At 43.1% G+C, this 22,526-nt stretch carries 22 protein-coding genes, 1 tRNA gene and 2 pseudogenes; 18 read left to right on the top strand and 7 right to left on the bottom strand.

Annotated features, from left to right (window positions below):
• The first annotated feature begins 7 nt into the window (after nucleotides 1–7).
• From RDW05_RS01845 to RDW05_RS01775, 15 genes and pseudogenes are all read left to right on the top strand, one after another.
• Complete coding sequence (locus RDW05_RS01845) at nucleotides 8–847, top strand: MerR family transcriptional regulator (protein ID WP_307977631.1); 840 nt, start codon at nucleotides 8–10, stop codon at nucleotides 845–847.
• Between the two features lie 501 nt (nucleotides 848–1,348).
• A complete protein-coding gene (locus RDW05_RS01840) occupies nucleotides 1,349–3,832 on the top strand; it encodes an excinuclease ABC subunit UvrA (RefSeq protein WP_307977630.1) in 2,484 nt (827 codons plus the stop codon).
• Between the two features lie 245 nt (nucleotides 3,833–4,077).
• Nucleotides 4,078–5,163, top strand: coding sequence for a Coenzyme F420 hydrogenase/dehydrogenase, beta subunit C-terminal domain (locus tag RDW05_RS01835; RefSeq protein ID WP_307977629.1), 1,086 nt, complete (start codon nucleotides 4,078–4,080; stop codon nucleotides 5,161–5,163).
• A 22-nt stretch (nucleotides 5,164–5,185) separates the two neighbouring features.
• Nucleotides 5,186–6,721, top strand: a complete 1,536-nt coding sequence (locus tag RDW05_RS01830) for an RNA-binding domain-containing protein (protein ID WP_307977628.1) — start codon at nucleotides 5,186–5,188, stop codon at nucleotides 6,719–6,721.
• A gap of 144 nt (nucleotides 6,722–6,865) precedes the next feature.
• Entirely contained in the window at nucleotides 6,866–7,384 is a 519-nt protein-coding gene (locus RDW05_RS01825; RefSeq protein ID WP_307977627.1) for a DUF6125 family protein, read from the top strand.
• 103 nt (nucleotides 7,385–7,487) lie between these two features.
• Nucleotides 7,488–8,252, top strand: a complete 765-nt coding sequence (locus tag RDW05_RS01820) for a DUF134 domain-containing protein (RefSeq protein WP_307977626.1) — start codon at nucleotides 7,488–7,490, stop codon at nucleotides 8,250–8,252.
• 47 nt (nucleotides 8,253–8,299) lie between these two features.
• Nucleotides 8,300–9,562 carry an FAD-dependent oxidoreductase gene (locus tag RDW05_RS01815; RefSeq protein ID WP_307977625.1) on the top strand — a complete coding sequence of 421 codons (1,263 nt, stop codon included), beginning with the start codon at nucleotides 8,300–8,302 and terminating at the stop codon, nucleotides 9,560–9,562.
• A gap of 15 nt (nucleotides 9,563–9,577) precedes the next feature.
• Entirely contained in the window at nucleotides 9,578–9,769 is a 192-nt protein-coding gene (locus RDW05_RS01810; RefSeq protein WP_293696053.1) for a 4Fe-4S binding protein, read from the top strand.
• Nucleotides 9,762–10,337, top strand: coding sequence for a 4Fe-4S binding protein (locus tag RDW05_RS01805; RefSeq protein ID WP_307977624.1), 576 nt, complete (start codon nucleotides 9,762–9,764; stop codon nucleotides 10,335–10,337). The genes RDW05_RS01810 and RDW05_RS01805 overlap by 8 nt, the downstream gene beginning before the upstream one ends.
• Before the next feature lie 337 nt (nucleotides 10,338–10,674).
• Complete coding sequence (locus RDW05_RS01800) at nucleotides 10,675–11,463, top strand: hypothetical protein (protein WP_307977623.1); 789 nt, start codon at nucleotides 10,675–10,677, stop codon at nucleotides 11,461–11,463.
• Between the two features lie 416 nt (nucleotides 11,464–11,879).
• The gene (locus RDW05_RS01795; RefSeq protein WP_307977622.1) at nucleotides 11,880–12,287 is read left to right on the top strand and encodes a hypothetical protein; all 408 of its coding nucleotides are present in this window, start codon (nucleotides 11,880–11,882) and stop codon (nucleotides 12,285–12,287) included.
• A 62-nt stretch (nucleotides 12,288–12,349) separates the two neighbouring features.
• Nucleotides 12,350–12,760: a hypothetical protein gene (locus RDW05_RS01790; protein WP_307977621.1), complete on the top strand. Its 411-nt coding sequence runs from the start codon at nucleotides 12,350–12,352 to the stop codon at nucleotides 12,758–12,760.
• A 49-nt stretch (nucleotides 12,761–12,809) separates the two neighbouring features.
• Nucleotides 12,810–12,920 (top strand): annotated as a pseudogene (locus tag RDW05_RS01785) (4Fe-4S binding protein); the annotation flags it as partial.
• 286 nt (nucleotides 12,921–13,206) lie between these two features.
• Nucleotides 13,207–14,010 (top strand): hypothetical protein, encoded by an 804-nt coding sequence (locus RDW05_RS01780; protein WP_307977619.1) that lies wholly within the window; start codon nucleotides 13,207–13,209, stop codon nucleotides 14,008–14,010.
• Between the two features lie 144 nt (nucleotides 14,011–14,154).
• A complete protein-coding gene (locus RDW05_RS01775; RefSeq protein ID WP_304260323.1) occupies nucleotides 14,155–14,634 on the top strand; it encodes a hypothetical protein in 480 nt (159 codons plus the stop codon).
• A gap of 346 nt (nucleotides 14,635–14,980) precedes the next feature.
• Here the strand turns inward: RDW05_RS01775 and RDW05_RS01770 are convergent, their stop codons facing one another.
• From RDW05_RS01770 to mscL, 5 genes are all read right to left on the bottom strand, one after another.
• Complete coding sequence (locus tag RDW05_RS01770; RefSeq protein WP_293725239.1) at nucleotides 14,981–15,460, bottom strand: YbaK/EbsC family protein; 480 nt, start codon at nucleotides 15,458–15,460, stop codon at nucleotides 14,981–14,983.
• A 24-nt stretch (nucleotides 15,461–15,484) separates the two neighbouring features.
• Nucleotides 15,485–16,348: an Mrp/NBP35 family ATP-binding protein gene (locus RDW05_RS01765; protein ID WP_307977618.1), complete on the bottom strand. Its 864-nt coding sequence runs from the start codon at nucleotides 16,346–16,348 to the stop codon at nucleotides 15,485–15,487.
• A gap of 40 nt (nucleotides 16,349–16,388) precedes the next feature.
• Nucleotides 16,389–17,714 (bottom strand): branched-chain amino acid transport system II carrier protein, encoded by a 1,326-nt coding sequence (gene brnQ / locus RDW05_RS01760; RefSeq protein ID WP_307977617.1) that lies wholly within the window; start codon nucleotides 17,712–17,714, stop codon nucleotides 16,389–16,391.
• Between the two features lie 105 nt (nucleotides 17,715–17,819).
• Entirely contained in the window at nucleotides 17,820–19,043 is a 1,224-nt protein-coding gene (gene tyrS / locus RDW05_RS01755) for a tyrosine--tRNA ligase (RefSeq protein WP_307977616.1), read from the bottom strand.
• Nucleotides 19,044–19,209: 166 nt separating this feature from the next.
• On the bottom strand, nucleotides 19,210–19,638 hold the full coding sequence (mscL, locus tag RDW05_RS01750; RefSeq protein ID WP_040564500.1) for a large conductance mechanosensitive channel protein MscL: 429 nt from the start codon (nucleotides 19,636–19,638) through the stop codon (nucleotides 19,210–19,212).
• A 165-nt stretch (nucleotides 19,639–19,803) separates the two neighbouring features.
• Between mscL and RDW05_RS01745 the strand changes: the two genes are divergently transcribed.
• Together RDW05_RS01745 and RDW05_RS01740 are read left to right on the top strand one after the other, a co-directional pair.
• Nucleotides 19,804–20,139, top strand: a complete 336-nt coding sequence (locus tag RDW05_RS01745; protein ID WP_021719333.1) for a hypothetical protein — start codon at nucleotides 19,804–19,806, stop codon at nucleotides 20,137–20,139.
• An 82-nt stretch (nucleotides 20,140–20,221) separates the two neighbouring features.
• A tRNA-Pro gene (locus RDW05_RS01740) sits at nucleotides 20,222–20,298 on the top strand.
• A 182-nt stretch (nucleotides 20,299–20,480) separates the two neighbouring features.
• Here RDW05_RS01740 and RDW05_RS11645 read toward each other — a convergent pair.
• Nucleotides 20,481–20,564, bottom strand: a pseudogene (locus RDW05_RS11645) (virulence protein); the annotation flags it as partial.
• A gap of 299 nt (nucleotides 20,565–20,863) precedes the next feature.
• Here RDW05_RS11645 and RDW05_RS01735 point away from each other — a divergent pair.
• On the top strand, nucleotides 20,864–21,133 hold the full coding sequence (locus tag RDW05_RS01735) for a hypothetical protein (protein ID WP_307977615.1): 270 nt from the start codon (nucleotides 20,864–20,866) through the stop codon (nucleotides 21,131–21,133).
• Between the two features lie 457 nt (nucleotides 21,134–21,590).
• Here RDW05_RS01735 and RDW05_RS01730 read toward each other — a convergent pair whose 3' ends face one another.
• Nucleotides 21,591–22,523 (bottom strand): virulence protein RhuM/Fic/DOC family protein, encoded by a 933-nt coding sequence (locus RDW05_RS01730; RefSeq protein ID WP_307977614.1) that lies wholly within the window; start codon nucleotides 22,521–22,523, stop codon nucleotides 21,591–21,593.
• Between the last annotated feature and the right edge of the window lie 3 nt (nucleotides 22,524–22,526).

Here is a 22,526-nt window from a genome sequence, read left to right as displayed (position 1 = left end):
GGGTACCATGGTAAAATCAATTAGAAATACATTTACATCTGGCGAAATTGCAAAGCTTGCTAATATTTCTAAGCAAACATTGAGTTACTATGAAAAAGAAAAGCTGTTAAAGCCTGCTAAAAGAAACCAAGATAATAATTATGCGTATTATTCTTTAGCGGAACATCATGTGTTAGAAATGATTGTTTGCATGAGACGATTAGGTTTTTCTATAAAGGATATACGTGAGTTTTTGCATTACCGTGATGAAAACATCGTAAGTAATCTTTTGAGGAAAAAAGAAGAAGAATTAATCCTTGAACAGAAAGAACTTATGGCAAAAATGCTAAGTGTGCAAACTATTCTTAGGAAAACGGACCACATAAGAAATCTGATATTGGATAGAGTTTTATTGGAACAACTGCCTGAATATGAAATGTATGTTTCTCAAAATCTATCTTCGATGGATGGGGATAAAAATAACCTTATTATAAGGTTAAATTTCCTGAAAAATCTTTTTAGGCTTAATAACTGTGATTTGACTACAGGTTGGTTTTTGAGTCAGGATAACACCAAAAAGTTTCAATGTAGTCCTGTAAGCAGGTTCTTTGCTATGGATAATTATAATTGTATTGATGATTTTCGAAAACTGGTTAATCATAAGACAAAAAATCAATGCTATGTTTCGATATATGGAAAGGGTAACTATCATCATTGTTGTGAAGCATGGATAAAAAAGTGTTTTCAATTTATTGAACGTAATGAACTTGAGATAAATGGTGATACAATAGTTTCTTTTGAAAAGGACTATTGGATTACTAATGACAAGAATGAATATGTTTTTAAATTATCAATACCTGTAAAATGATTTGTGAACTAGCAAAATAATACAATATATAAATATTTCTAAGTGTATGAGTTGGTTTTATTTACGGTATCTATGAGATAAGCGGTTTCTCGGGCATAAGGGAGGCCGCTTTTAACTATGTGGTATTGTATTCGTAATTTTCGTAAGCGGTTAATACAGTCAGCTACGTATTTAGATACTGGTAATCTTTTTCTTGGTTCCGAAAAGCTATTTAAATATAAGTTCTATAAAATACTTAGGCTTTTGCACTTGACGAATTTTGGAAAATGATAAACAATTATATTTAAAGGATTTTGGGAATATAATAGGATATCGAATGATAGAATACTTTTTACAGGATTTGACGATGGGAATGACGGATGTAGTCCTAATGTTATGCAGAATCTTTTTTATGACTAATTCCGCATTGAAGCATACAAGGTTACGTGCCTTGCTTAAGTATGCAAAATGAATAAATTCTTTTTTCTTTAAAAGCGATTTAATTCATACAGGAGCAGAAAAATGATTGATAAAATGCTTATTCGTGGCGCTAAGGTCCACAATCTGAAAAATATTGATATAGATATTCCCTTGGGAAAAATCGTCGGCATTGCGGGTGTATCCGGATCCGGCAAATCATCCCTGGCGCTTGGCGTGCTGTACGCCGAAGGTTCACGCCGCTATCTGGAGGCGCTTTCGACATATACGCGCCGACGCATGACGCAGGCTGCCAAGGCTTCCGTAGATGAAGTGCTGTATGTTCCTGCGGCCTTGGCGCTGCACCAGCGCTCCGGTGTGCCGGGGATTCGCAGTACCTTCGGCACAGGCACGGAATTACTGAGCAGCTTGCGTCTTATGTATTCGCGTCTTGCCAGCCATCGCTGTCCCAACGGACATTATTTGGAGCCGACGCTTTTGGTTGCTGCAGGCAAGAAGCTGACCTGCCCGGAGTGCGGCGCGCAGTTTTATGCGCCGTCTGCCGAGGAACTGGCCTTCAATTCGCAGGGGGCCTGCAAAACCTGCGGCGGTACCGGCAGCGTCCGCACGGTAGATTTAAGCACGCTGGTGCCTGATGAATCGCTTACAATCGAACAAGGTGCAGTTGCGCCGTGGAACAGCCTGATGTGGTCGCTGATGACTGATGTCTGCAAGGAGATGGGCGTGCGCATAGATGTACCGTTTTGCGAGCTGACGGAGCAGGAGAAGGATATCGTTTATCACGGTCCTGCGGAAAAGAAGCATATTCTCTACCATCCCAAGAAAAGCAATTCCAACGATTTTGCCGAGCTTGATTTTACCTACTTCAACGCTGTTTATACAGTCGAAAATGCGTTGTCTAAGGTAAAAGATGAAAAGGGCATGAAGCGCGTAGAAAAGTTTTTGAAGGAAGATATCTGCCCCGACTGCCACGGTACGCGTCTTTCCGCAGCTGCGCGTGCGCCGAAGCTGTTGGGGATTTCGCTGGCTGAGGCCTGTCAAATGACACTGGTGCAGCTGGTATCATGGGTGCAGCGTGTTCCGCCAAGCTTGCCGGAGGCAATGCGCCCGATGGCGGAACGCATCTGTGAAGCATTTACCGGCACTGCAAAACGTCTGCTGGACTTGGGACTCGGTTATCTTACGCTTGACCGCTCCGCTGCTACGCTCTCCACCGGAGAGCGGCAGCGGATGCAGCTGGCGCGTGCTGTCCGCAACCGTACTACCGGAGTTCTTTATGTTTTGGATGAGCCGTCCATCGGTCTGCATCCGTCAAATATTGTGGGCCTTACCGGTGTGATGCATGACCTGGTGGTAGACGGCAACTCTGTAATCCTTGTGGACCATGATACGCAGATTTTGCAGGAGGCAGACTGGCTCGTGGAAATGGGACCGCAGGCAGGCTCCGGCGGCGGCCATGTAATTGCGCAGGGAACGATAGCGGAGATAGAAGCAAATCCTGCTTCGCAAATCGGTCCGTTCCTTGCCGGAAAGGCAGCGGCAAAACGGAAAAGCTGCGCTCAGAAGCAGGAGCTGTTTGCTGACGGCACCATTCATCTTGCTACCGCGCAAATTCATACCGTTAAACCATTGGAGATAGATATTCCGAAGGGCAGGCTGACGGTTGTTACCGGTGTATCGGGTTCCGGTAAAACCACAATGGTTTTGGAAAGCCTTGTTCCTGCGCTGGCTGCGGCGATTGACGGCAAGGCGCTGCCGGAGCATATCCGTGCCGTTAACGCTGAGGGGATTGAGCACGTTAAGCTAATTGATGCTACGCCTATCGGAATTAATGTTCGTTCTACTGTGGCTACCTATGCAGGCATTCATGATGATTTGCGTAAGCTCTACGCCAAATTGCCAGAAGCTAAAGCGCATGAATATAAGGCAGGTGCTTTTTCGTATAATACAGGCTCGCTTCGTTGCCCTGGCTGTGATGGAACAGGCATTGTCAGTTTAGACGTACAGTTTTTACCTGACGTGGATATACCCTGCCCGGACTGCCGCGGTTCGCGGTACGCGAAGGCGGCCTACGATATCAGGCTGACGAACGAGGCGGGGGAGAGTGCTTCGCTGCCGGAGCTGATGGCGATGGACGTAAACACTGCCATAGGTTTTTGCAAAAACATGAAAGGCATCAGTCAAAAGCTGAACGTTCTGCGTCAGCTGGGCCTTGGTTATTTAACGCTGGGCGAGGAAACTCCGGGATTGTCGGGCGGTGAGGCGCAGCGCTTAAAGCTGGCCAGCGAAATCGGCAGGACGCAGCATGATTCCGTCTTTGTCTTTGATGAGCCTTCGATTGGTCTGCATCCTCTGGATGTGCAGGTGCTGCTGGAGGTTTTTCAGGCACTTTTGGATAATGGGGCAACGGTTATCGTCATTGAGCATGATCTGGACGTTATCCGTAACGCTGACTATATTATTGACATGGGACCCGGCGGCGGTGATGCAGGCGGACGCATTGTGGCCTGCGGAACGCCGGCGGAGATTAAGGCAAACGCAAACAGCATTACCGGCAGATTTTTGTGATTGCGCTTGTAGTGACAAGAGAATAGTAAAAAATAAGAGCTGACTTTGGCGAATTGCAAAAGTCAGCTCTGTTTTTGTGCGCTAGAAATTGCGCTGTCAAGCAGTGTCGGCGCCTGCTGATAAACTCGCAGATAGTGTAAGCAAGAAAGCCTATTTGTGATATAATAAAAGAAAAATCACTTAAGCAGAGTATTATACTGAAATATAAGCTGCAACAAGGCTATGGCAACAGGGAGGTTAAACACATGATTGAGCTGAGCAGTAAACAAAACTGTACAGGCTGCAGTGCCTGCGCTAATATTTGCCCGCGTGGCTGTATAAAAATGACTGCGGACGAGGAAGGCTTTTTGTATCCCAAAATCAACGAAGAAATGTGCATGGATTGCGGTTTATGTGAAAATGTCTGCCCTATGCTGCACAAACCTCAGCAGCATGAGCTGCTTGCTGTGTATGGCGCAAAGAATAACGATGATGCAGTGCGCTTTACCAGCTCCAGCGGAGGAATGTTTACGCTTTTTGCCGAAGAAATCCTGCAGCAGGGAGGCGTTGTGGTCGGCGCGGCGCTGGATGAGCAGCTGAATGTGCAGCATGTGCTGGTGGATAACCTTGCCGAGTTGCCTAAGCTGCGCGGCTCGAAGTATGTGCAGAGCAAAATTGGCAGGATTTACAGCGAGGTACGGCAAATTTTGCGTGCAGGCAGAAAAGTTCTGTTCAGCGGTACGCCTTGCCAGATTGCCGGTTTGAAGCGGTATCTGGTGAAGCCGTCTGTAAATCTCTTTACGGTTGATGTTATCTGTCATGGTGTGCCGAGTCCCAAGGTTTACCAAAAGCATTTGCAGGAGCTGGCGCAGGAGGCAGGCGAGCCTGTTGTGCAGGTAAAGTTTCGCGATAAGGCGAAGGGATGGAAGCAGGGAGAGACCTTGTTCTTTACCGAGCATCAGCGCTTCGGGGCGAGCAAGAGGCAGGAAACTTATATGCGCCTGTTCCTGAATAATATCAGCATACGTCCGTCCTGCGGTGAGTGCGCGTTTAATAACAAGCGCAGTCTGGCAGATATCACGATTGCCGATTATTGGGGAATAGATAAGCAGTACCCGGAATTTGATGATGATAAGGGCGTTACGCTGGTGCTGGTGAACAGTGAAGCCGGAGCGGAATTGCTGGCGCAGGTTAAGGACAAGGCGGAGCTTTTGGCAACGGACTTTGCCAAAGGCGCAGAGTATAATGTGGCGGTGAGCCAGTCGCTGCCTTTGCATCCTAAGCGGGCATTCTTCTTTGAGCATCTTGATGAGTATACGCTGAAAGAGATGGTGGAGAGGTGCTTGGAGTGAGTGGGGTTAGGATGGTGAGAGAATGAAAATAGATGAAATTCTTGCAGGTGAATCTAAAAACGTAGAGTTTAAAGAAAGTCTGCCGGTTAAAAGCAGTAAATACATGAAAACAATAGTTGCTTTTGCGAATGGTCAGGGTGGCAAGCTTATTATCGGTGTTGAAGATGATACGAGAAAAATTGTCGGCATTGACAAGAACGAGGCGTTCCAAATTATGGATGCCGTAGCTAACGCTATTTCGGATAGCTGCAAGCCTGCGATTATTCCTGATATTTATATGCAGACAATTGATGGCGCAACTATTATTATTGTGGATATTGAAGCTGGTCGCCAAAGACCGTATTATATTGCTGCTGAAGGGTTACAGCATGGTGTTTATGTGCGTGTTGCAGGAACTACCAGATTAGCGGATGAAGCAATGGTAAAGGAATTGCTGTTTGAAGGAAATAATCGCTTTTTTGATAAAACTGTTTGTCTTGGTTTGCAGACAAGCGATGCTGATATAGAAAAGCTTTGCCGACAAATGAAACAGGTAGCTTTGCGCAATTGCCACAGCGATGAGGAAAAGGCTTTGGTGAAGGACGTTACAGCAAAGCAGCTTGTGTCTTGGGGTATTTTGGTTGAGCATGAAGGAAAGCTTGTGCCGACAAATGCTTACGCTATACTTACCGGTGCAGATATTTTGCATTGTACTTTCCAATGTGCTGTGTTTAAAGATAATAGGCGTATTGTTTTTGTAGATAGGCGTGAATTTACAGGACCGGTGCAGGATATTATTGAAGATACTTATCATTTTGTACTGCGTAACATTCATCTTGGCGCTGTAATTGAAGGCTTGTATAGACAGGATGTTTATGAAATTCCTCCTGCTGCTATACGAGAGCTTATTATCAACGCAGCAGTGCATCGCAGCTATCTTGATAATGGAAATATTCAGGTGGCGATTTTTGATAATCGTTTAGAGATTACTTCACCGGGTAAGCTGCCTGTTGGTCAGACCATCGAAAAGATGCGAGAAGGTTATTCCAAAGTGCGTAATGAGGCATTGGCAATGGCGTTTAGCTATATGCATTTGATTGAGCGTTGGGGTACGGGAATGCTGCGCATTGCAGAGATGATTCGAGAAGCAGGCTTGGGTGACTTGGAAATTATTGATGGCGGAACAGAGCTGCGCTTTAATATTTACAGGAAGCATAATGCGGGACAAACTACTAAAGCAGAGCAAGTGTCGGGACAAAGTGCGGGACAAACTCCTGGAACAGAACAGATATCGGGACAAAACGCGGGACAAACTCCTGAAGCAGAGCAAGTGTCGGGACAAAGTGCGGGACAAACTCCTGAAGAAAATATGCAGGAAGAACTTTTAAAGTTGTCATTGGATGAAAAAACTGTATTAAAAGTTTTGCAAACCAGTCCTCAAATTATTGTTAGAGATATAGCACAGCAACTTGATTTTAGTCGATCTGCTGTATCTAGATTAATGCGAAAACTAAAGGATAAGGGCATTATAGAAAGAATTGGCTCTAATCGTAAAGGTTATTGGAAAATTAATCTTTAAGAAAATGGAGTGTGAATAGAAGAAAAAACATTGATTAGAATATAATCAAAAGAATTTACTGTCTTTGAAGCTTGGTGTTGATGGCAGTAAGTTTTGTGCATTTCTTTTATCATCAATTCCCCCCCACAAAGGAGGTTATGCATCATGTACAACAAATATCTTGCGGAGCTGAGCAAAGAACAGCTTTTGGAGCTGATAGAGCTTTATGCGAAAAACTGGCTGGCGCATGACGGCGTCTGGTTTCAGTCGATTGAAGGCAAATTCGGCATGGCGGAGGCCATGTACCATGATGAGGAGGCGTGGAAGCGCTTTACCGTTATCGAAGCCAAGCGCATCAAGGAGTTTTTGCAGCTGCCGGAAAATCCTGGACTTGAGGGATTAGAGCAGGCGCTGCATTATCGCTTTTATGGTAATCTGAATGAGCATGAATGTATTCACGACGGCAACAGGCTCGTTTATCGCAATCATGATTGCCGTGTGCAGACGGCACGCATCCGCAAGGGAATGCCGTATCACCCTTGCAAGTCGGTAGGCATTTATGAGTACAGCGGTTTTGCAGCTACGATTGACGCGCGCATTAAATGCCGTTGCCTGAGCTGCTTCCCTGATTGTACGGAAAGTCCTGACGGCTGTGCGTGGGAATTTTATCTGGAAGAAAAATAGAATATTTGCTGGTGTAAAATTTAAATGGGCATATGTCAAAAAAATATATAATTGACATATGCCCGTTTCACTTATATAATGGATTTAGAGAGGGGGAAATCAGATGCCTAGGAAAGTGAAATGCAGAAAGGTTTGCCATTATCCGCAAATGCTGGAGTTTTTGCCGCAAAATAATAATGCGCAAGAGCAGGAACCGATTGTTCTGACTGTTGACGAATACGAAGCGATACGCCTGATTGACAGGCGCGGTATGAGTCAGGAGCAGTGTGCGGCCTTTATGCAGATTGCGCGGACTACGGTGCAGCGCATTTACGAAACAGCGCGCAAGAAGCTGGCAGATTTTGTTGTGGAAGGACGGCCGCTGCGTATCGAAGGCGGCGATTTCCGTCTCTGTAACGGCAGCACTACAGGCTGTGGCTGCGTGGATTGCTTTAAGCAAAAATTATATGAAAAATACAAGGAAAAGGGAGAAGATATTATGAGAATTGCAGTAACCTACGCTAACGGAGAGATTTTTCAACATTTCGGACATACTGAGGAGTTTAAGGTTTATGACGTGCAGGACGGCAAAGTTGTTGCGTCCGAGGTTGTGGATACCAACGGCCAAGGTCATGGTGCTTTGGCAGGTGTTTTGACCGCGCTGAATGCAGACGTTCTGATTTGCGGCGGTATCGGCGGCGGTGCGCAGATGGCTTTGGCTGCTGCAGGCATTAAGCTGTATGGTGGCGTAAGCGGCAGCGCAGACGCAGCGGTAGAGGCTTTGCTGGCAGGCAATTTGGACTACAACCCCGCTGTTAAATGCAATCACCACGGTGAGCACGGCGAAGGTCACACCTGTGGCGAGCATGGCTGCGGCGGACATCACTGATATAAGATTAACTACAAATACTTCATTGCAAAGGAGGCCTGATGTAAATGGCGATTATTGTAAACCCGACGGCTGCAGAGTTCAAGCAGATGCTGGCCGAAAAGAAAACCTTTCTGGCAGATTTTTATGCGACCTGGTGCGGTCCTTGTAAGATGCTCAGCTATGTGCTGGAGGATATTGACAAGGAGATGGGCGAGCGCATAGACATCGTCAAGATTGATATAGACAAGGAGCCTGAGCTGACGGAGGAGATGGATATAACCATTATTCCCGGTCTGTTCTTTATCAAAAACGGCGAGGTTGCTTCGCGCTATGCCGGCTTTCTGCCGAAGGAGCGCCTGCAGGCAAGACTGGAAAAGCTGTTGGGCAACGAGCCGCCGGTGGAGCAGGCTCCCGATAAAAGCTATGACCTGATTATTATCGGCGGCGGTGCTGCCGGTCTGACGGCAGCCGTTTATGCGCGTCGTGCTGGCTTGAAGACTTTGGTGCTGGAATCCTTTGCTCCCGGCGGTAAGCTGATAAAAACCTTTGAGATTGAAAACTGGCCCGGCATCAAGAACGTCAACGGCTCCCAGCTGGCCTACGATATTTATGAGCAGGCGATGGCCTTAGGCACGTCCTATCTTTATGAGAAGGTTGCAGCGCTGGAGGTTGACGGTGTGGAGCGACGTGTGCGCTGCGAAAGCGGGGCGGAGTTTACGGCGCCTGCTGTGATTATCGCCACCGGTACTGTAGAGCGCTTGCTGAATATTCCGGGCGAGCAGGAGATGATCGGCCGCGGCATCAGCTTCTGTGCTGTCTGCGATGCGGCGTTCTACCGCAATAAGCCGGTAATTATTGTGGGTGCAGGCAATGCTGCCTTTGAGGAATCGCTGTATCTTGCGGAATTTGCGTCGAAGGTTACGATTCTGGCGCGTCGTGATGTTATCAGCGCTGAGCAGATTACGCAGGAAAAGGTGGCTGCTAATCCGAAGATTGAGGTGCTGACATGGCGTGTACCGCAGGAGGTTATTATCGAAAATAATCGCGTTGCGGGCCTCATGGTGCTCAACAAACAAACGGGAGCAACGGAAATGATGCTCGCAAAAGGCGTATTCCCGTATATCGGTGCGGACCCTGTTACAGAGTTCTGCCGTGATTTGGGTATTACCAATGACAAGGGTTATCTTGTTGTGAAAAGTGATATGTCGACTGCGGTTGCTGGTGTGTATGGCGCCGGTGACGTGTGCGACAAGGTGCTGCGTCAGGTTGTGACGGCTACTAATGACGGCGCTATTGCGGCTCAGAGCGCGCTTGCGTATTTGCGTTAAAGGACTTGTGGCGTTATGAAAAGATTTGCGGTGGTAAACGAGGACAGATGCGTTTCCTGCGGTGCCTGCACGCATGTGTGCCCGCGTCAGGCAATCAGTGTATATAAGGGGTGCTTTGCAAGAGTGGATAGGGAACGCTGCGTCGGCTGCGGTCTCTGCGCCAAGACCTGTCCTGCAGGCAGCATCAGGGTGGCAACAGATGGCTAAGAAAGTGCAGCATTGGTATGATTATCTTTGGCTATGGCCGATAATTTATTTTGTCCTGGGCTTTTTCAATATCCTTTTTGCCTGGCTGGGAATGATTGATTTTATGGTGCCTGCTTTGTTGGCACTGTTTGGCGGCAACAAGCTGTTCTGCAACCGTTACTGCGGACGCGGTTTGCTTTTGGCAAAGCTGGGCGGCGAGTGGAAGTGGTCGCGTAACCGTGTTACTCCGGAGCTTTTAGTTGCCAAATACTTCCGCTTCGGCTTTTTGGCCTTCTTTATGGCGATGTTCGGTAACATGCTGTGGCAGACATATCTTGTAGCAACGCAGGCGCAGTCCCTGCGTGAGGTTGTGACGCTGCTTTGGACGTTTAAGCTTCCCTGGGCGTGGGCCTATACCGCAGGCAGCTCTCCGGCGTGGGTTGCGCAGTATGCCTTTGGCTTTTACAGCGTAATGCTCACCTCTATGCTGCTTGGCTTGGTGGTAATGGCGCTGTTCAAGCCGAGAACCTGGTGTACCTTTTGCCCGATGGGGACTATGACGCAGATGATTTGCAAAATGAAGCAGTAGAGGGTTGGGCACAAGGCCTACGAAAAATTTTTATAGTGTGTGTATAAATGAACCTCCTGTATGCAGAAGAAAAGCTGCTTGCAGGAGGTCTTTTTAGATTTAAAATGTAATTGGAATTATAGCAGGAAAAAAGTTTGCAGAAGCGAATTTAATAAAGTAAAAGTGCAGATTTTGCGGTACCGGAAAGCAGGAGCTTAGTGTATGAATAACGTAGGTTGGTGAAATTTTGGTGGTGGTGAAAAGGTCTGCATGGAGGTATAAGATACGTTAATGTTAAAAACTTGGCTTAAAATTTTACCATGTTTTGGAGAAAGGCTAATTGAGTGGTGACTTTAAAATGAGCAGATTATATATTGGCGATGTTTTAGAAGTTGTTATAGACAAGTATCAGAATAAGGGGTATTTAATTTATTTGGCGAAGCATATACCCATAGGATTTAAAATGTTTGGACTTTATGCTATACATCCAACTATATATGGATGTAATATTAACGAAATAAAGAATAAAAAGATAATATCTACTATAATGATATTTGAGGATGAAAATTGGCAAAAAATTGGCAAACTGAAGTTGGAGAATTTTATTTGGCCAGATCAATATGAAAGAGATTTAAATGATAATAATAAATACATTATTTATCATTGGGGGGATGGCGAAGAAAAAAGAGTAATTAATGTGGTAACAAAAGAGTCGGATTTGGGCTTAGCACAGAAAGGTTCTACTTTTTTCCCCGCTGGAGCATTAAGATTCTATAGAAATAAATTAAGAGAATTAGGATTGTATAATCTTCCTGAAGAATGCATGGAAGTTATTGATAAAGTGGAAGATATTAATGGATTGTATGGTGATGTATATTATAGTACCAAAAATAAGCTAATTAAAACAAAAACGAATATTTTAATCAGTATGAAGAATGAATATCAATCAGAATTACTCTTCCCGGACACAGCTTTACAGTTTTATATGGGAGTACTGAAAGCGCAACTAGAGGAGCACTGTGTTGATAACGAAGTAGTTAGAAGTTATCAGCAGCTTGTAAATCAAGAGAAGGACTATTTGAACAAAGAAGAGTGGCTGAGTGAGCAAGTACAAAAGCTTAACAACGAGCTGAAGAAAATCAAATGAAGGATTGCGATAAAATGAAGATTTTGGCTTTTGTAATTATTGGTATGTTTTTTAAAGCGGTTTTAAGTGTAAACAGAACAAGAAAACTATCTTTACAAGAAAAAGTAAGCTGCTCAATTCTTTTATCATCATGCCGATTGTTGCAGCAAGTATCTTTAATGAAGATATAAGAGTTCTGTTGAAAAGCAATATAAAATTATGGCATTCTTATATTGTTGTACTACTCATAGTATTGTATGTATTGGTTTAAAAAAAGCTCAAACTTTAGAGTACGGAAAAAAGAAATGATGTGTATAAAGGGATGCTCATATTTACTGTTGGATTACTTATATTTTGTTTGAGTAAACCTTGAAAAGGATCAAAGCGTGACTTTTTTGTAAAAATAGTATACAAGATTAAAATTTGGAGTTGATAGGATGATTGCTTGCGGAAGGAACGTTAGAACAGGTATTTTTGTAGGTAGCTTTTTTAGCATAACTATATTTTGTATAGTAGTTTGGAAAATTATTTTCGGATGCAATATTACAAATAACGCTGATTTAAGTATATATAAGACATTTTTGTGCATACGGGATCCTGAAAATAGTGAATGGATAGATTTTTACATAAAAAAAGAAGTCTTGGGAAAGCGTACTGTAGTGCTAAAGAAAAATTTAAGGATTGAAGGAATGAATAATGATGAGATAATTGATTATTATCATAAAGAATTTCCTGAGAGCTTGTCGACTCAAAATAGCAATACTATTAGCTATAAAGACGGAAGCAACCACTGCATAATAAGTAACAAAGATAATAGTTTGGAAGTATCTGTAATCAGAAGATAGGAGAAAGCGTGTTTAGGTCTTTTTTTACTAAGGAAACGATAATTATAACATTAGCAATGATAATGATAACTATAATTTCTATAGGAATGTTTTTTGCACCTTTGCTTCGTTATAGATGTTTAGGTGATAATAAAAGATATACTAAAGATTTATATTATACATGGCATAATATTTATGTAAATGAACCGTGTGAATTGGTGATGTTTTCAGAACCTAGTTTAGCTAATTGGTCGGTTACGGCGATTTACAAATATGGTAGTGATAATTTAGATGTAAAACAGAAATACATTAAGCTTTTACAAGATAATGATTGGAAATTGGAGAGGGTTGAAAGTAGTAAACAAATATTTTCAAAAAATAACTTACTATATTACTTGGAAGAAGAGGGAAACGGAGTGATAAAAATAAGTGTAAAACTTAAAGGGTATGATGATACTAGCTTATTAAACAAAATAATATATGGAGTGAATTAAAATGATTAGTGTGGATGTTTGCTAAAAGTTTTTACATAATAAAAGCCAATCCTCTATGCTGCTTGGCTTGGTGGTAATGGCGCTGTTCAAGCCGAGAACCTGGTGTACCTTTTGCCCGATGGGGACTATGACGCAGATGATTTGCAAAATGAAGCAGTAGAGGGTTGGGCACAAGGCCTACGAAAAATTTTTATAGTGTGTGTATAAATGAACCTCCTGTATGCAGAAGAAAAGCTGCTTGCAGGAGGTCTTTTTAGATTTAAAATGTAATTGGAATTATAGCAGGAAAAAAGTTTGCAGAAGCGAATTTAATAAAGTAAAAGTGCAGATTTTGCGGTACCGAAAAGCAGGAGCTTGGTGGATTAAATCGTGATGTGTTTAATAGCAACATAAAAAGAAAGGAAAGTATGAGTTTAGCTTATATGAATATCATACAAGGAAGTAAGATGGCTAGATTGAAACAAGGGGATGTACTAGAGGTTTTGTTAGATAATAATCAAAATAAGGGATATATAGTATATTTAGCAAAATCGAATCCCTTTAATTATAAACTATTTGGATTATGTGCTGTTATTCCGAGTGTTGCAGGATATGGTGTAGAAGAAATAGCTAAGAAAATATGGTTGTCAACAATCATGATTTTTGAAGATAACAAATGGAAAAAAATAGGAAACATTAAGATTGATTCTAATTTTAAGTGGCCAGATTTTTATGAGAGCGTAATAGATACTGAAAATAAATTTAGAATATATCATTGGGGCGATGGAAATAAGGAGAAAGTAATAAGAATCGTTGAAGGTAAAGATGAATTAGGCAATGCTCAACCAGGAAGTGTTTTTTATCCTGAAGCTGCGTTAATATACTATAGAGAAAAACTCAGGGAAGCTTCTTTATATAAGATGCATGAGAATGCTTCTGATATAACAAAAGAAATGGCAAAAGAAATGGGCTTTTCTGGGCTATATGGAGAAGTTTACTCGTACACAAAAGATTTGATAAAAGTGAATAAAGATGAAATTGTTAAAAAAGTTAAATGTGTTTATCAATCAGAATTACTTTTCCCGGACACAGCTTTACAGTTTTATATGGGAGTGCTGAAAGCGCAACTAGAGGAGCACTGTGTTGATAACGAAGTAGTTAGAAGTTATCAGCAGCTTGTAAATCAAGAGAAGGACTATTTGAACAAAGAAGAGTGGCTGAGTGAGCAAGTACAAAAGCTTAACAACGAGCTTAAGAAATTCAACAGATAAATTTTAATGAGGTTTTTATACAATAGTAGCAGTAATAAGCAGAAAGCTATCTGCTGAGAATGTGTCTATGAAAAGCCACTAATAAAACTATGCGTGACTTTGTTGAATTTTAAATTAACATAAACTATATGGGAGATGTATGAGGTGAAATTAAAGACAATAGTTTCAATTTATGATTATCTGCTTAGCTTACCTATGGATTATAAGCATGATCATCCGATATATGAATTATTAGCGCCTTTAGAGGATGAATTACATATGAAAGTAAATGTTGCTACAGAAGTATCAATTGACGATTTGGCAATTCTAATCTCAAAAAATTGGCTACTTAATTTTGAGGATGAAAAATTTGCTTGGAGCATTTATATGTTATATATAAAAAAGTACTCTAAAGATATAGACGCATATAGAAAAATATCTTATTTTTTGATGCTGTATGGTTGGAAATTGGAACATGAGATTTTAGAAATGTTCATTGATGAAGATTATGATTTCAATACAATGTATATCTATTGCATTAATTTACAGCTGTATAATCAAAATGGAATTCATGAAATGGGAGAGAAAGAAATGTCTGAGTATCTTGGCAGAATATGTAAGTCTAAAATTTGTCACAACGAGTAGATAAATAGGATAATACAGATGTATTGTTCGAAGTTATCAGAAGTAAACTATTTTATAAAAACGTATTTAGTGAAAGTAGTATAGAAGATTAAAAATTGGAGTTGATAGAATGATTGCGTGCGGAAGGGAAGTTAAAACAGGTATTTTGCCAGGTAGCTTCTTTAGCATAATTATATTTTGCAAAATGAAAAAATAGCTTGTGAAAAATTTACAAGCATATGAAAAATGACCTCCTGTAATCAGTTGAAAAAATCTGCTTACGGGAGGTCTTTTTATGCGTAAAAAAACACAGCAGACACTGAATCTGCTGCGTATTAAAGATTGAATTTGATGTTGTTACAGAAGCTTATTCCTGCCAGCCCTTGCACAAATCTACCCAGCCTTGGCAGTTGGCGCTGTACTGCTCCAATTCGTTCGGAGTAAGCTCAATAGCGCTGTTGTGGCTGCCGCAGGCAGGGAAGAAGGTTACAAAGCGTTTGAGGGAAACGTCAAGATAAACCTTAACGCCGTCGTTGATGCCGAAGGGGCAGACACCGCCGATAGCGTGGCCGATATCAGGCTCTACTTCGTCAGCAGTCAGCATCTTGGCTTTGCAGCCGAAGAAATGCTTGTACTTGGCGTTATCTACCTTGGCATCGCCTGCTGTGACGATGAGGATAACGCTGTCATCATGCAGCTTAAAGGAAAGGGTTTTGGCAATGCGCGCAGGCTCACAGCCTGCTGCCTGTGCTGCCAGCTCTACAGTAGCGCTGGAGGTTGCAAACTCTATGATACGATTATCTGCATTAAATTGTTTCAAATATGTACGAACCTTTTCTATAGACATGACAAAAGCCTCCCTTAAAAATGCTTACTGAAAATTATCAGCTAAAAAATCACAGCAATCGTCCAGCTCTGCTACATGGCAGTCCGCCAGCTTGCCTGCGTCGCAGGCTGCTGCCAGGGACGGGTTAATAGGCAGGCGGGCGAGTACCTTCAAGCCGTAGGCATCGGCAGTTTCTGCCAGATGGCTGGGGCCGAAGATTTCGTAATCTTTGTCGTTATCGGGACAATGGAAGTAAGCGTAGTTTTCAATTAGACCGAGAATCGGAATGTTCATCATACGCGCCATTTTTACTGCCTTGGCAACAATCATGGACACAAGCTCCTGCGGAGAGGTTACGATGATGATGCCGTCAACAGGCAGGGATTGGAAGACGGTCAGTGGTACGTCACCGGTTCCCGGCGGCATATCAACAAACATAAAGTCTATATCTGTCCAGATGGCATCTCTCCAAAATTGCTTTACCATACCGGCGAGCAGAGGCCCGCGCCAAACAACAGGGTCAGAATCATTCTTTAAAAACATATTGGCAGAAAGCACCTCCAGACCGCAGGGAGCAGTCAGAGGCAGAATACCGATTTCGTTGGCTTTGGCCTTGCCGTTTACGCCCAGGTTATGTCCCATGGACGGACCGGTGATATCAGCATCCAAAACAGCACAGCGCTTACCGCGGCGCTGCATACTGCTTGCTAAAAGACCGGTGATGAGGGACTTGCCTACACCGCCCTTGCCGCTGACTACGGCGATAACCTTTTTGACGCTGCTCATCGGATTGAGCTGCGCACGGAAATCAGTTGCCTGTGTTTTTTCAGCAGCTGCTGCGGAAGGACAGCCTTCACAGCTGCTGCGGCCGCAGGAAGATGCCTTGCTGCATTGTTGTTCGTTAGACATAAATTACACCTTACTCTCTAATTGATTATGAATAAAATTATTAGTTAGCTTTTCTTACAGCCTTCAGCAGCAGGCCTACAGCGATACCGCCGAAGCAGGGAACAACCCAGCCGAAGCCGATGTAAAACAGCGGCAGATTCTGCGCCAAGAAGTTATCCAAGGCCATGAAGCGGATGTTGGCAACGCGCAGACCGTCGAAAACAGCGAAAATAGTTGTCAGTATCAGGCAGATGCGGAAGGTCAGCTGATCATCATGGATAATTGCACGACCGATGTTGAGAATTACCAGAGCGATAATAATCGGATAGAGCATGCAGATAACAGGAATGGAGAACTTGATGATGTTTTCCAGACCGAAGTTTGCTACTACCAGGCTGAAAGCAGAGATGAAGAATACCAGTCGCTCGTATTGTATACGATTATTGCTAAGCTCGGAGAAATAACCGGAGATAGCAGTTGTCAGACCGATGCTGGTGGTGAGGCAGGCGAAGAAGATAATCAAGGCCAATACAACCTGACCGCCGAAGCCCATGTAGTAGGTGCAGATTTTGCTGAGCAGAGTAGCGCCGTTAGGAATAACACCGAAAACATTGATGCTCAGTGCGCCGGTGTAAGCCAGTGCTGCATAGATGATAGCGAGGAAGAAGGCTGCAATCAGGCCGGCGTAGGAGCAGAGCTTGGTCAGAACCTTTTTATCGGTAATGCCCTGAGCCTCAATAGCCTTGATGGTAATGGAGCCGAACAGGATTGCTGCCAGAAGGTCCATGGTGTTGTAGCCTTCCTGGAAGCCGCGGAAGAACGGAGATGCAGCAAAATCCGGATTAGGCATTTTCAGGCTGCCAGTAGGATTTACGAAAACGCAGACCACGAGAACTGCCAGACAAATCAAAAGCATGGGGGACAAAAATTTACCGATATGACCGATAATTTTTGACGGATTAATAGAAAAGAAATAGGTCAGAACGAAAAAGAACACGGTGTATACCGGCAGGCCGATAGCTTCGCAGGAAGCAGGCAGCAGGCTGTGAATACCGGTGTCAAAGGAAACGGCAGCGGTACGCGGAATAGCGAACAGCGGGCCGATAGCCAACGCGCAGAGAATGGTAACAGCGCGGGCATACAGGGGATGCATAGGCATAGCAATGGAGTCCGGGTTATCGCTTTGCTTCATAGCCATAGCGAGTACGCCCAAAAGCGGGAAGCCAACGCCGCTCAGGCAGAAGCCGAGCATGCCCCAGCCAATGGTGTCGCCTGCCATTTGTCCCAGAACAGGCGGGAAAATTAAGTTACCGGCACCGAAGAAAAAGGAAAATAGCATCAGGCCGATGGGGATGATTAATGAAAGATTGATTTTATTGTTTTGCATTAAGTGCTCCTTTTTTTTACTACCTTAATTAAAAGAGTAGTCTGTATTTTGTAATCATAGAAAAAGCCACCTAGTCCGTCAGGAGCATAGATGGCTTTAAAAGGCTTATTTTACCAGCAGACGGAAATATTTCTTTTTACCCTTACGGATTAACAGGCTCTTATCTGCATCAAACATGTCTGCGCTCAAGCATGCTTCTGCATCCTGCAGGACGGTGTCTGCTACAGTCAGGCCGCCTTGGGCGATTAACTGACGAGCTTCGCGTTTGCTGCTGAAAACCTTAGCGGCAGTCAGTACATCGATAATCTTGGCAGTCATATCCTCCGGGGTAATTTCGATTGCAGGTACGTTGCTCATGTCTTTGGCATTGCCGCCGAAGAGTGCTTCGGTAGCCTCCTGCGCCTGACGCGCTGCTTCTTCGCCATGAACAAGCTTGGTAACCTCATAGGCCAGTACTTTTTTAGCTTCGTTGATAGCTGCATCCTTCAGTGCGCTCAGACGGCGAACCTCATCCATCGGCAGGAATGTCAGCAGGCACAGGCAGTTTTCTACGTCGCTGTCTGCAACATTGCGCCAGTATTGATAGAAATCATACGGAGAAGTTTTTTCCGGGTCAAGCCACAGAGCACCCTTTTCGGTTTTGCCCATTTTGCGGCCATCGCTGGTGGTCAAAAGCTTGCAGGTCATGCAGTATGCAGGCTTTTGATCCTTGCGACGGATTAATTCTACGCCGGCAAGCATGTTGGACCATTGGTCGTCGCCACCCAGCTCCATAATGCAGTTATGGTCATGGTGCAGCTTCCAGAAGTCGTAGCCCTGCATAATCATATAGTTGAACTCAAAGAAGGTCAGGCCTTTTTCCCAACGTTTTTTGAAGCATTCGGCAGCCAGCATACGGTTAACGGTAAAGTGTACGCCAACCTCGCGCAGCAGCTGAACATAGTTAAGGTCTAACAGCCAATCGGCATTGTTTACAATGATAGCCTTGTCTTCACCGAAATCAATGAAACGGCTCATCTGCTTTTTGAAGCAGGCGATGTTGTGGGCAATGAATTCCGGAGTGAGCATTTTGCGCATCTCGTCCTTGCCGCTCGGGTCGCCGACCATGCCGGTGCCGCCGCCCAAAAGTACGATAGGACGATGGCCTGCGCGTTGCATATGGCTCATCATCATCAGGGCGATGAAATGGCCTACATGCAGGCTGTCCGCGGTGGGGTCAAAACCGATATAAAAGGTGATTTTTTCCTTCTCTAATAATTCTTTAATCTCGTCTTCATGGGACATTTGCTTAATAAAGCCACGTTCCATAAGCACGTCATAAACAGACATCAGATAACCTCCTTAAAATTTAAGCTGTGAAAAACAGCCTAGGCGATATATATAATCTACATTATACAATATAAGCTTGTTTTTAGCAAATGAAAAAGACTTTATAAAAGTGAAAATGGCTGATATGCAGGAAAAAATCCCGAATGTCAGCCGAAAGTGTAAACTATTATTCCAAATGAGATGTGCAGTGCGGGCAACGTGTTGCGTCGTCGGCAATCTCGGATTTGCAGTAAGGGCACAGACGTGGTTCTGGTGCAGGCTCCGGTTCCGGAGTGAGCTTGTTGATCTGGCGAATCATCATAAAGATGACAAAAGCGAGAATCAGAAAATCCAGTACGGAATTAATGAAGCTGCCGTAAGCGAGCACCGGTGCACCAGCCTTTTTTGCTGCCTCCAGTGTAGCATATTCCTTGCCGTTGAGGCTGATAAACAGATTGGAAAAATCCATCTTGCCAAGCGCCATACCTAAAGGCGGCATAACGACATCGTTTACCAGCGAGCTGACGATTTTGCCGAAAGCACCGCCGATAATAACGCCGACGGCCATATCCATAACATTACCGCGCATAGCAAATTTTTTAAAATCTTCTTTCATAGACATATATGAACACCCCTCGTCAAATGTATTGTTTATAGTATTCTCGTTTAATGCTAAATTTCCTGCTGCTTGACGAAAAAGTGCTTGTGACATATAATAAAAGGGAATAAATTCTGCGTTATGCAGGTTCATTTAGTTAGATATAGAGATGGAGGAAGAATTATGCGTGACGATTTAGTAGTACCTGGCGAAGGCGAGGAGAATTATGTCCTGGCCCGTGATGCCAGAGTTGTGACTGTACCGTTCTCTCCCTTGGAAGAACGTATGCAGAAGGAAAAACCGGAGGTTTTTGCACGTCTGCAAAAGCTGAAGGAGATTATCGGTGAGGAAACCTTCAAGCGCCTGGTAAGCAAGGTGCACAACATCAACTATGCTGATACCCGTATCATGCTTGTTGCTGAAAACGAGCTGCACCGTACCAACATTGAAAGAGAGATTTTGCCGGCTATTGCTGAGGCTTTTGAGGTTACCAGCATCCGCGTTGTTACCCAAGGATAAAATTTTTCAAAAAAAGTGTTGACAAAAGCTTAAAGATGCTTTATAATTACATTCGTTGCTGATGAACAGCAACAACAAATGTCGGGGCGTGGCGCAGTTTGGTAGCGCGCTTGTTTCGGGTACAAGAGGCCGTGAGTTCGAATCTCGCCGCCCCGACCAAATTTAAAACTTAGGAACCGCATGAGAATGCGGTTCTTTTTGTTTTTGCGATTAAAGTGCGACGATTTTTACCGTTTTGAGTTGGCATTGCTGCATAGGGACAATTTGTCCCTATGTAAGTCCCAAGCTCGGTATCAGTTTTGCGTATTTTTTTAGGAAGTTTGTTGGTAGGTGATACTAAAGGTATTCTTAGCCCCATGACGGAACTGTGTGTCGCGAGATGAACGGACGCGGAAACCAACAGCAAGAATAACTCCAAGGCTATAAAGACTATAGGGTTGTTTGAATTTAATTATCCAGTGTAGATAAATTGATTACAAGCAGGTATAATAATAGATGAAATTGGCAGGAGGGATAATAAATGCATATAAAAATGACTCCTAGAATTCGTGAATTAGTAGATATTTTATCTCATTATGAAAAGGAACATGGGGAAATAGATGAAAATGCACCAAAATGCGTTTAGATTTAAAGCATTGTGATTTTGCTTTATCAATTATATTCATAGATGTGTTCCCTAATACTGGGGGCGGAAAATATAAGTAAATTTATAGGAGAATATCGAATGATTACAAAAGAGGATAGGGAAAGGCAAAAGGCTGAGGATGCTGCATATGTAGCTAAGTTGGCGGATGCGGAAGCTAGACAGCTAGTCGCAGAACATCTTCGCAGACGAATGGAGATTTTCGAAAAATACGACCCATACCGAGACACTTTTCCTACGGGTTTAGATGGAGGCTCGCCGGACGAAAATAGGGAGTTGCGAGAAGAAGCAAAACGATTTACCAAGGCATGCAAACCTTACTTTGAAAGAAGAAAGGGAAAAGGAAAGTGACCTTATAAAAATTACATGATTTATTAAGCAGATTTTGAATTCTTAACTCAAAGTCTGGCTTTTAGTGATTGCAAAGTTAGAAATCATATATTACATTAATTTTTAACATCATTAATCAAGCACGTATAACGGTGTGCTTTTTGGTAATGGCTAAAGGGGGGATGGGCGAAAGAAAAATGGGTGAAATACTGCTTTGTCTAATATTTGCTCAAACTGCCTATTTAGTGTTATTTAGAATGAATTAGAAAAAGCCTGCAATTTCGTTTGATGAAATTGCAGGCTTTGCTTTTTTCGCATAAGCTTACAAAAGAATATTTTTAATATATACACGGAAGATGTGAAGAATATCGTATTTTAAGTTGACTTCAGGCTGTGCGGTCAGCCTTCCGGTAGTATCTTTTTTATTATCTTTAGCTCTCCGTGTATTCTTCCGCTTTGCGTTGTGTTTTAGTCAGCTTCATTGCCAATGCAGGAAATTTATAATAACCTGAATCATAATTTCTTTTTCTTCTGGGCGAGATTCTGCAATCATAAGGGTGATGGCAACAAGAGCACTGTCGCTGATAATTTTATTACCATCGTTATATAGTGCGTTATTTTGGTTGAGGAAATATAAGAACAGAGCTGCTGCGATACGCTTGCAGCCATCATTAAATGGATGATCCTTAACTAAGAAGTAGAGCAGATTGGCTGCTTTTTCTTCTAGTGATGGATATGCATCTTGACCAAAGGCACTTTGATAGATAGCGGATAAAATACCTTCTAATTTGCCAGGTTCTTTTTCCACGCCAAACACATCAGATGTCTGGCTAAATTCCATATTTTTTATAAGCTTTATGCATTCGTCATGCTTAAGCATATAAGAGCATTTAGAACCTTCCGGTATAGCAACACATTGATGATCATAGGCATCAAGCAGTTCTAAAGAACGTGAATACTCCTGAACCACTTTCAAAACATCTTCTGCATCAATACCAACAAGTCCACCTATAATATTAGACTGTATTTGCACTGTTTTATTCAACACAGCTAATCGTTTTTCATTAATTGCAAATCCTGCTGTTAAATATTGCTTAAGGATATTGGTTGCCCACTTGCGGAAAAGAACGCCGCGAGGAGATTTTACACGGTAGCCAACGGAGATAATGACATCTAAAGAATACATTTTTACAGGTTTGTCTGAATTTGCAATATGCAAAAAATGCATATTGCTTTTTTCGTCTAATTCTCTTTCTTTAAAAATATTTCTAATATGTCTTGCGATAACAGATTGGTCACGAGAAAATAAATCAACCATCTGCGCTTGTGTTAACCATACGGTATCTTCTTCAGGTGAAATATTAACTTCCAGTTCTAATTTGTCATCTTTAAAAGTAACTATATTAGTCATTAG

This window comes from uncultured Phascolarctobacterium sp. (assembly GCF_902463975.1).
GTDB lineage: Bacteria > Bacillota > Negativicutes > Acidaminococcales > Acidaminococcaceae > Phascolarctobacterium_A.
The sequence above is the reverse complement of the archived record's forward strand: the minus strand, read 5'-3'. Positions and strand labels throughout refer to the sequence as shown.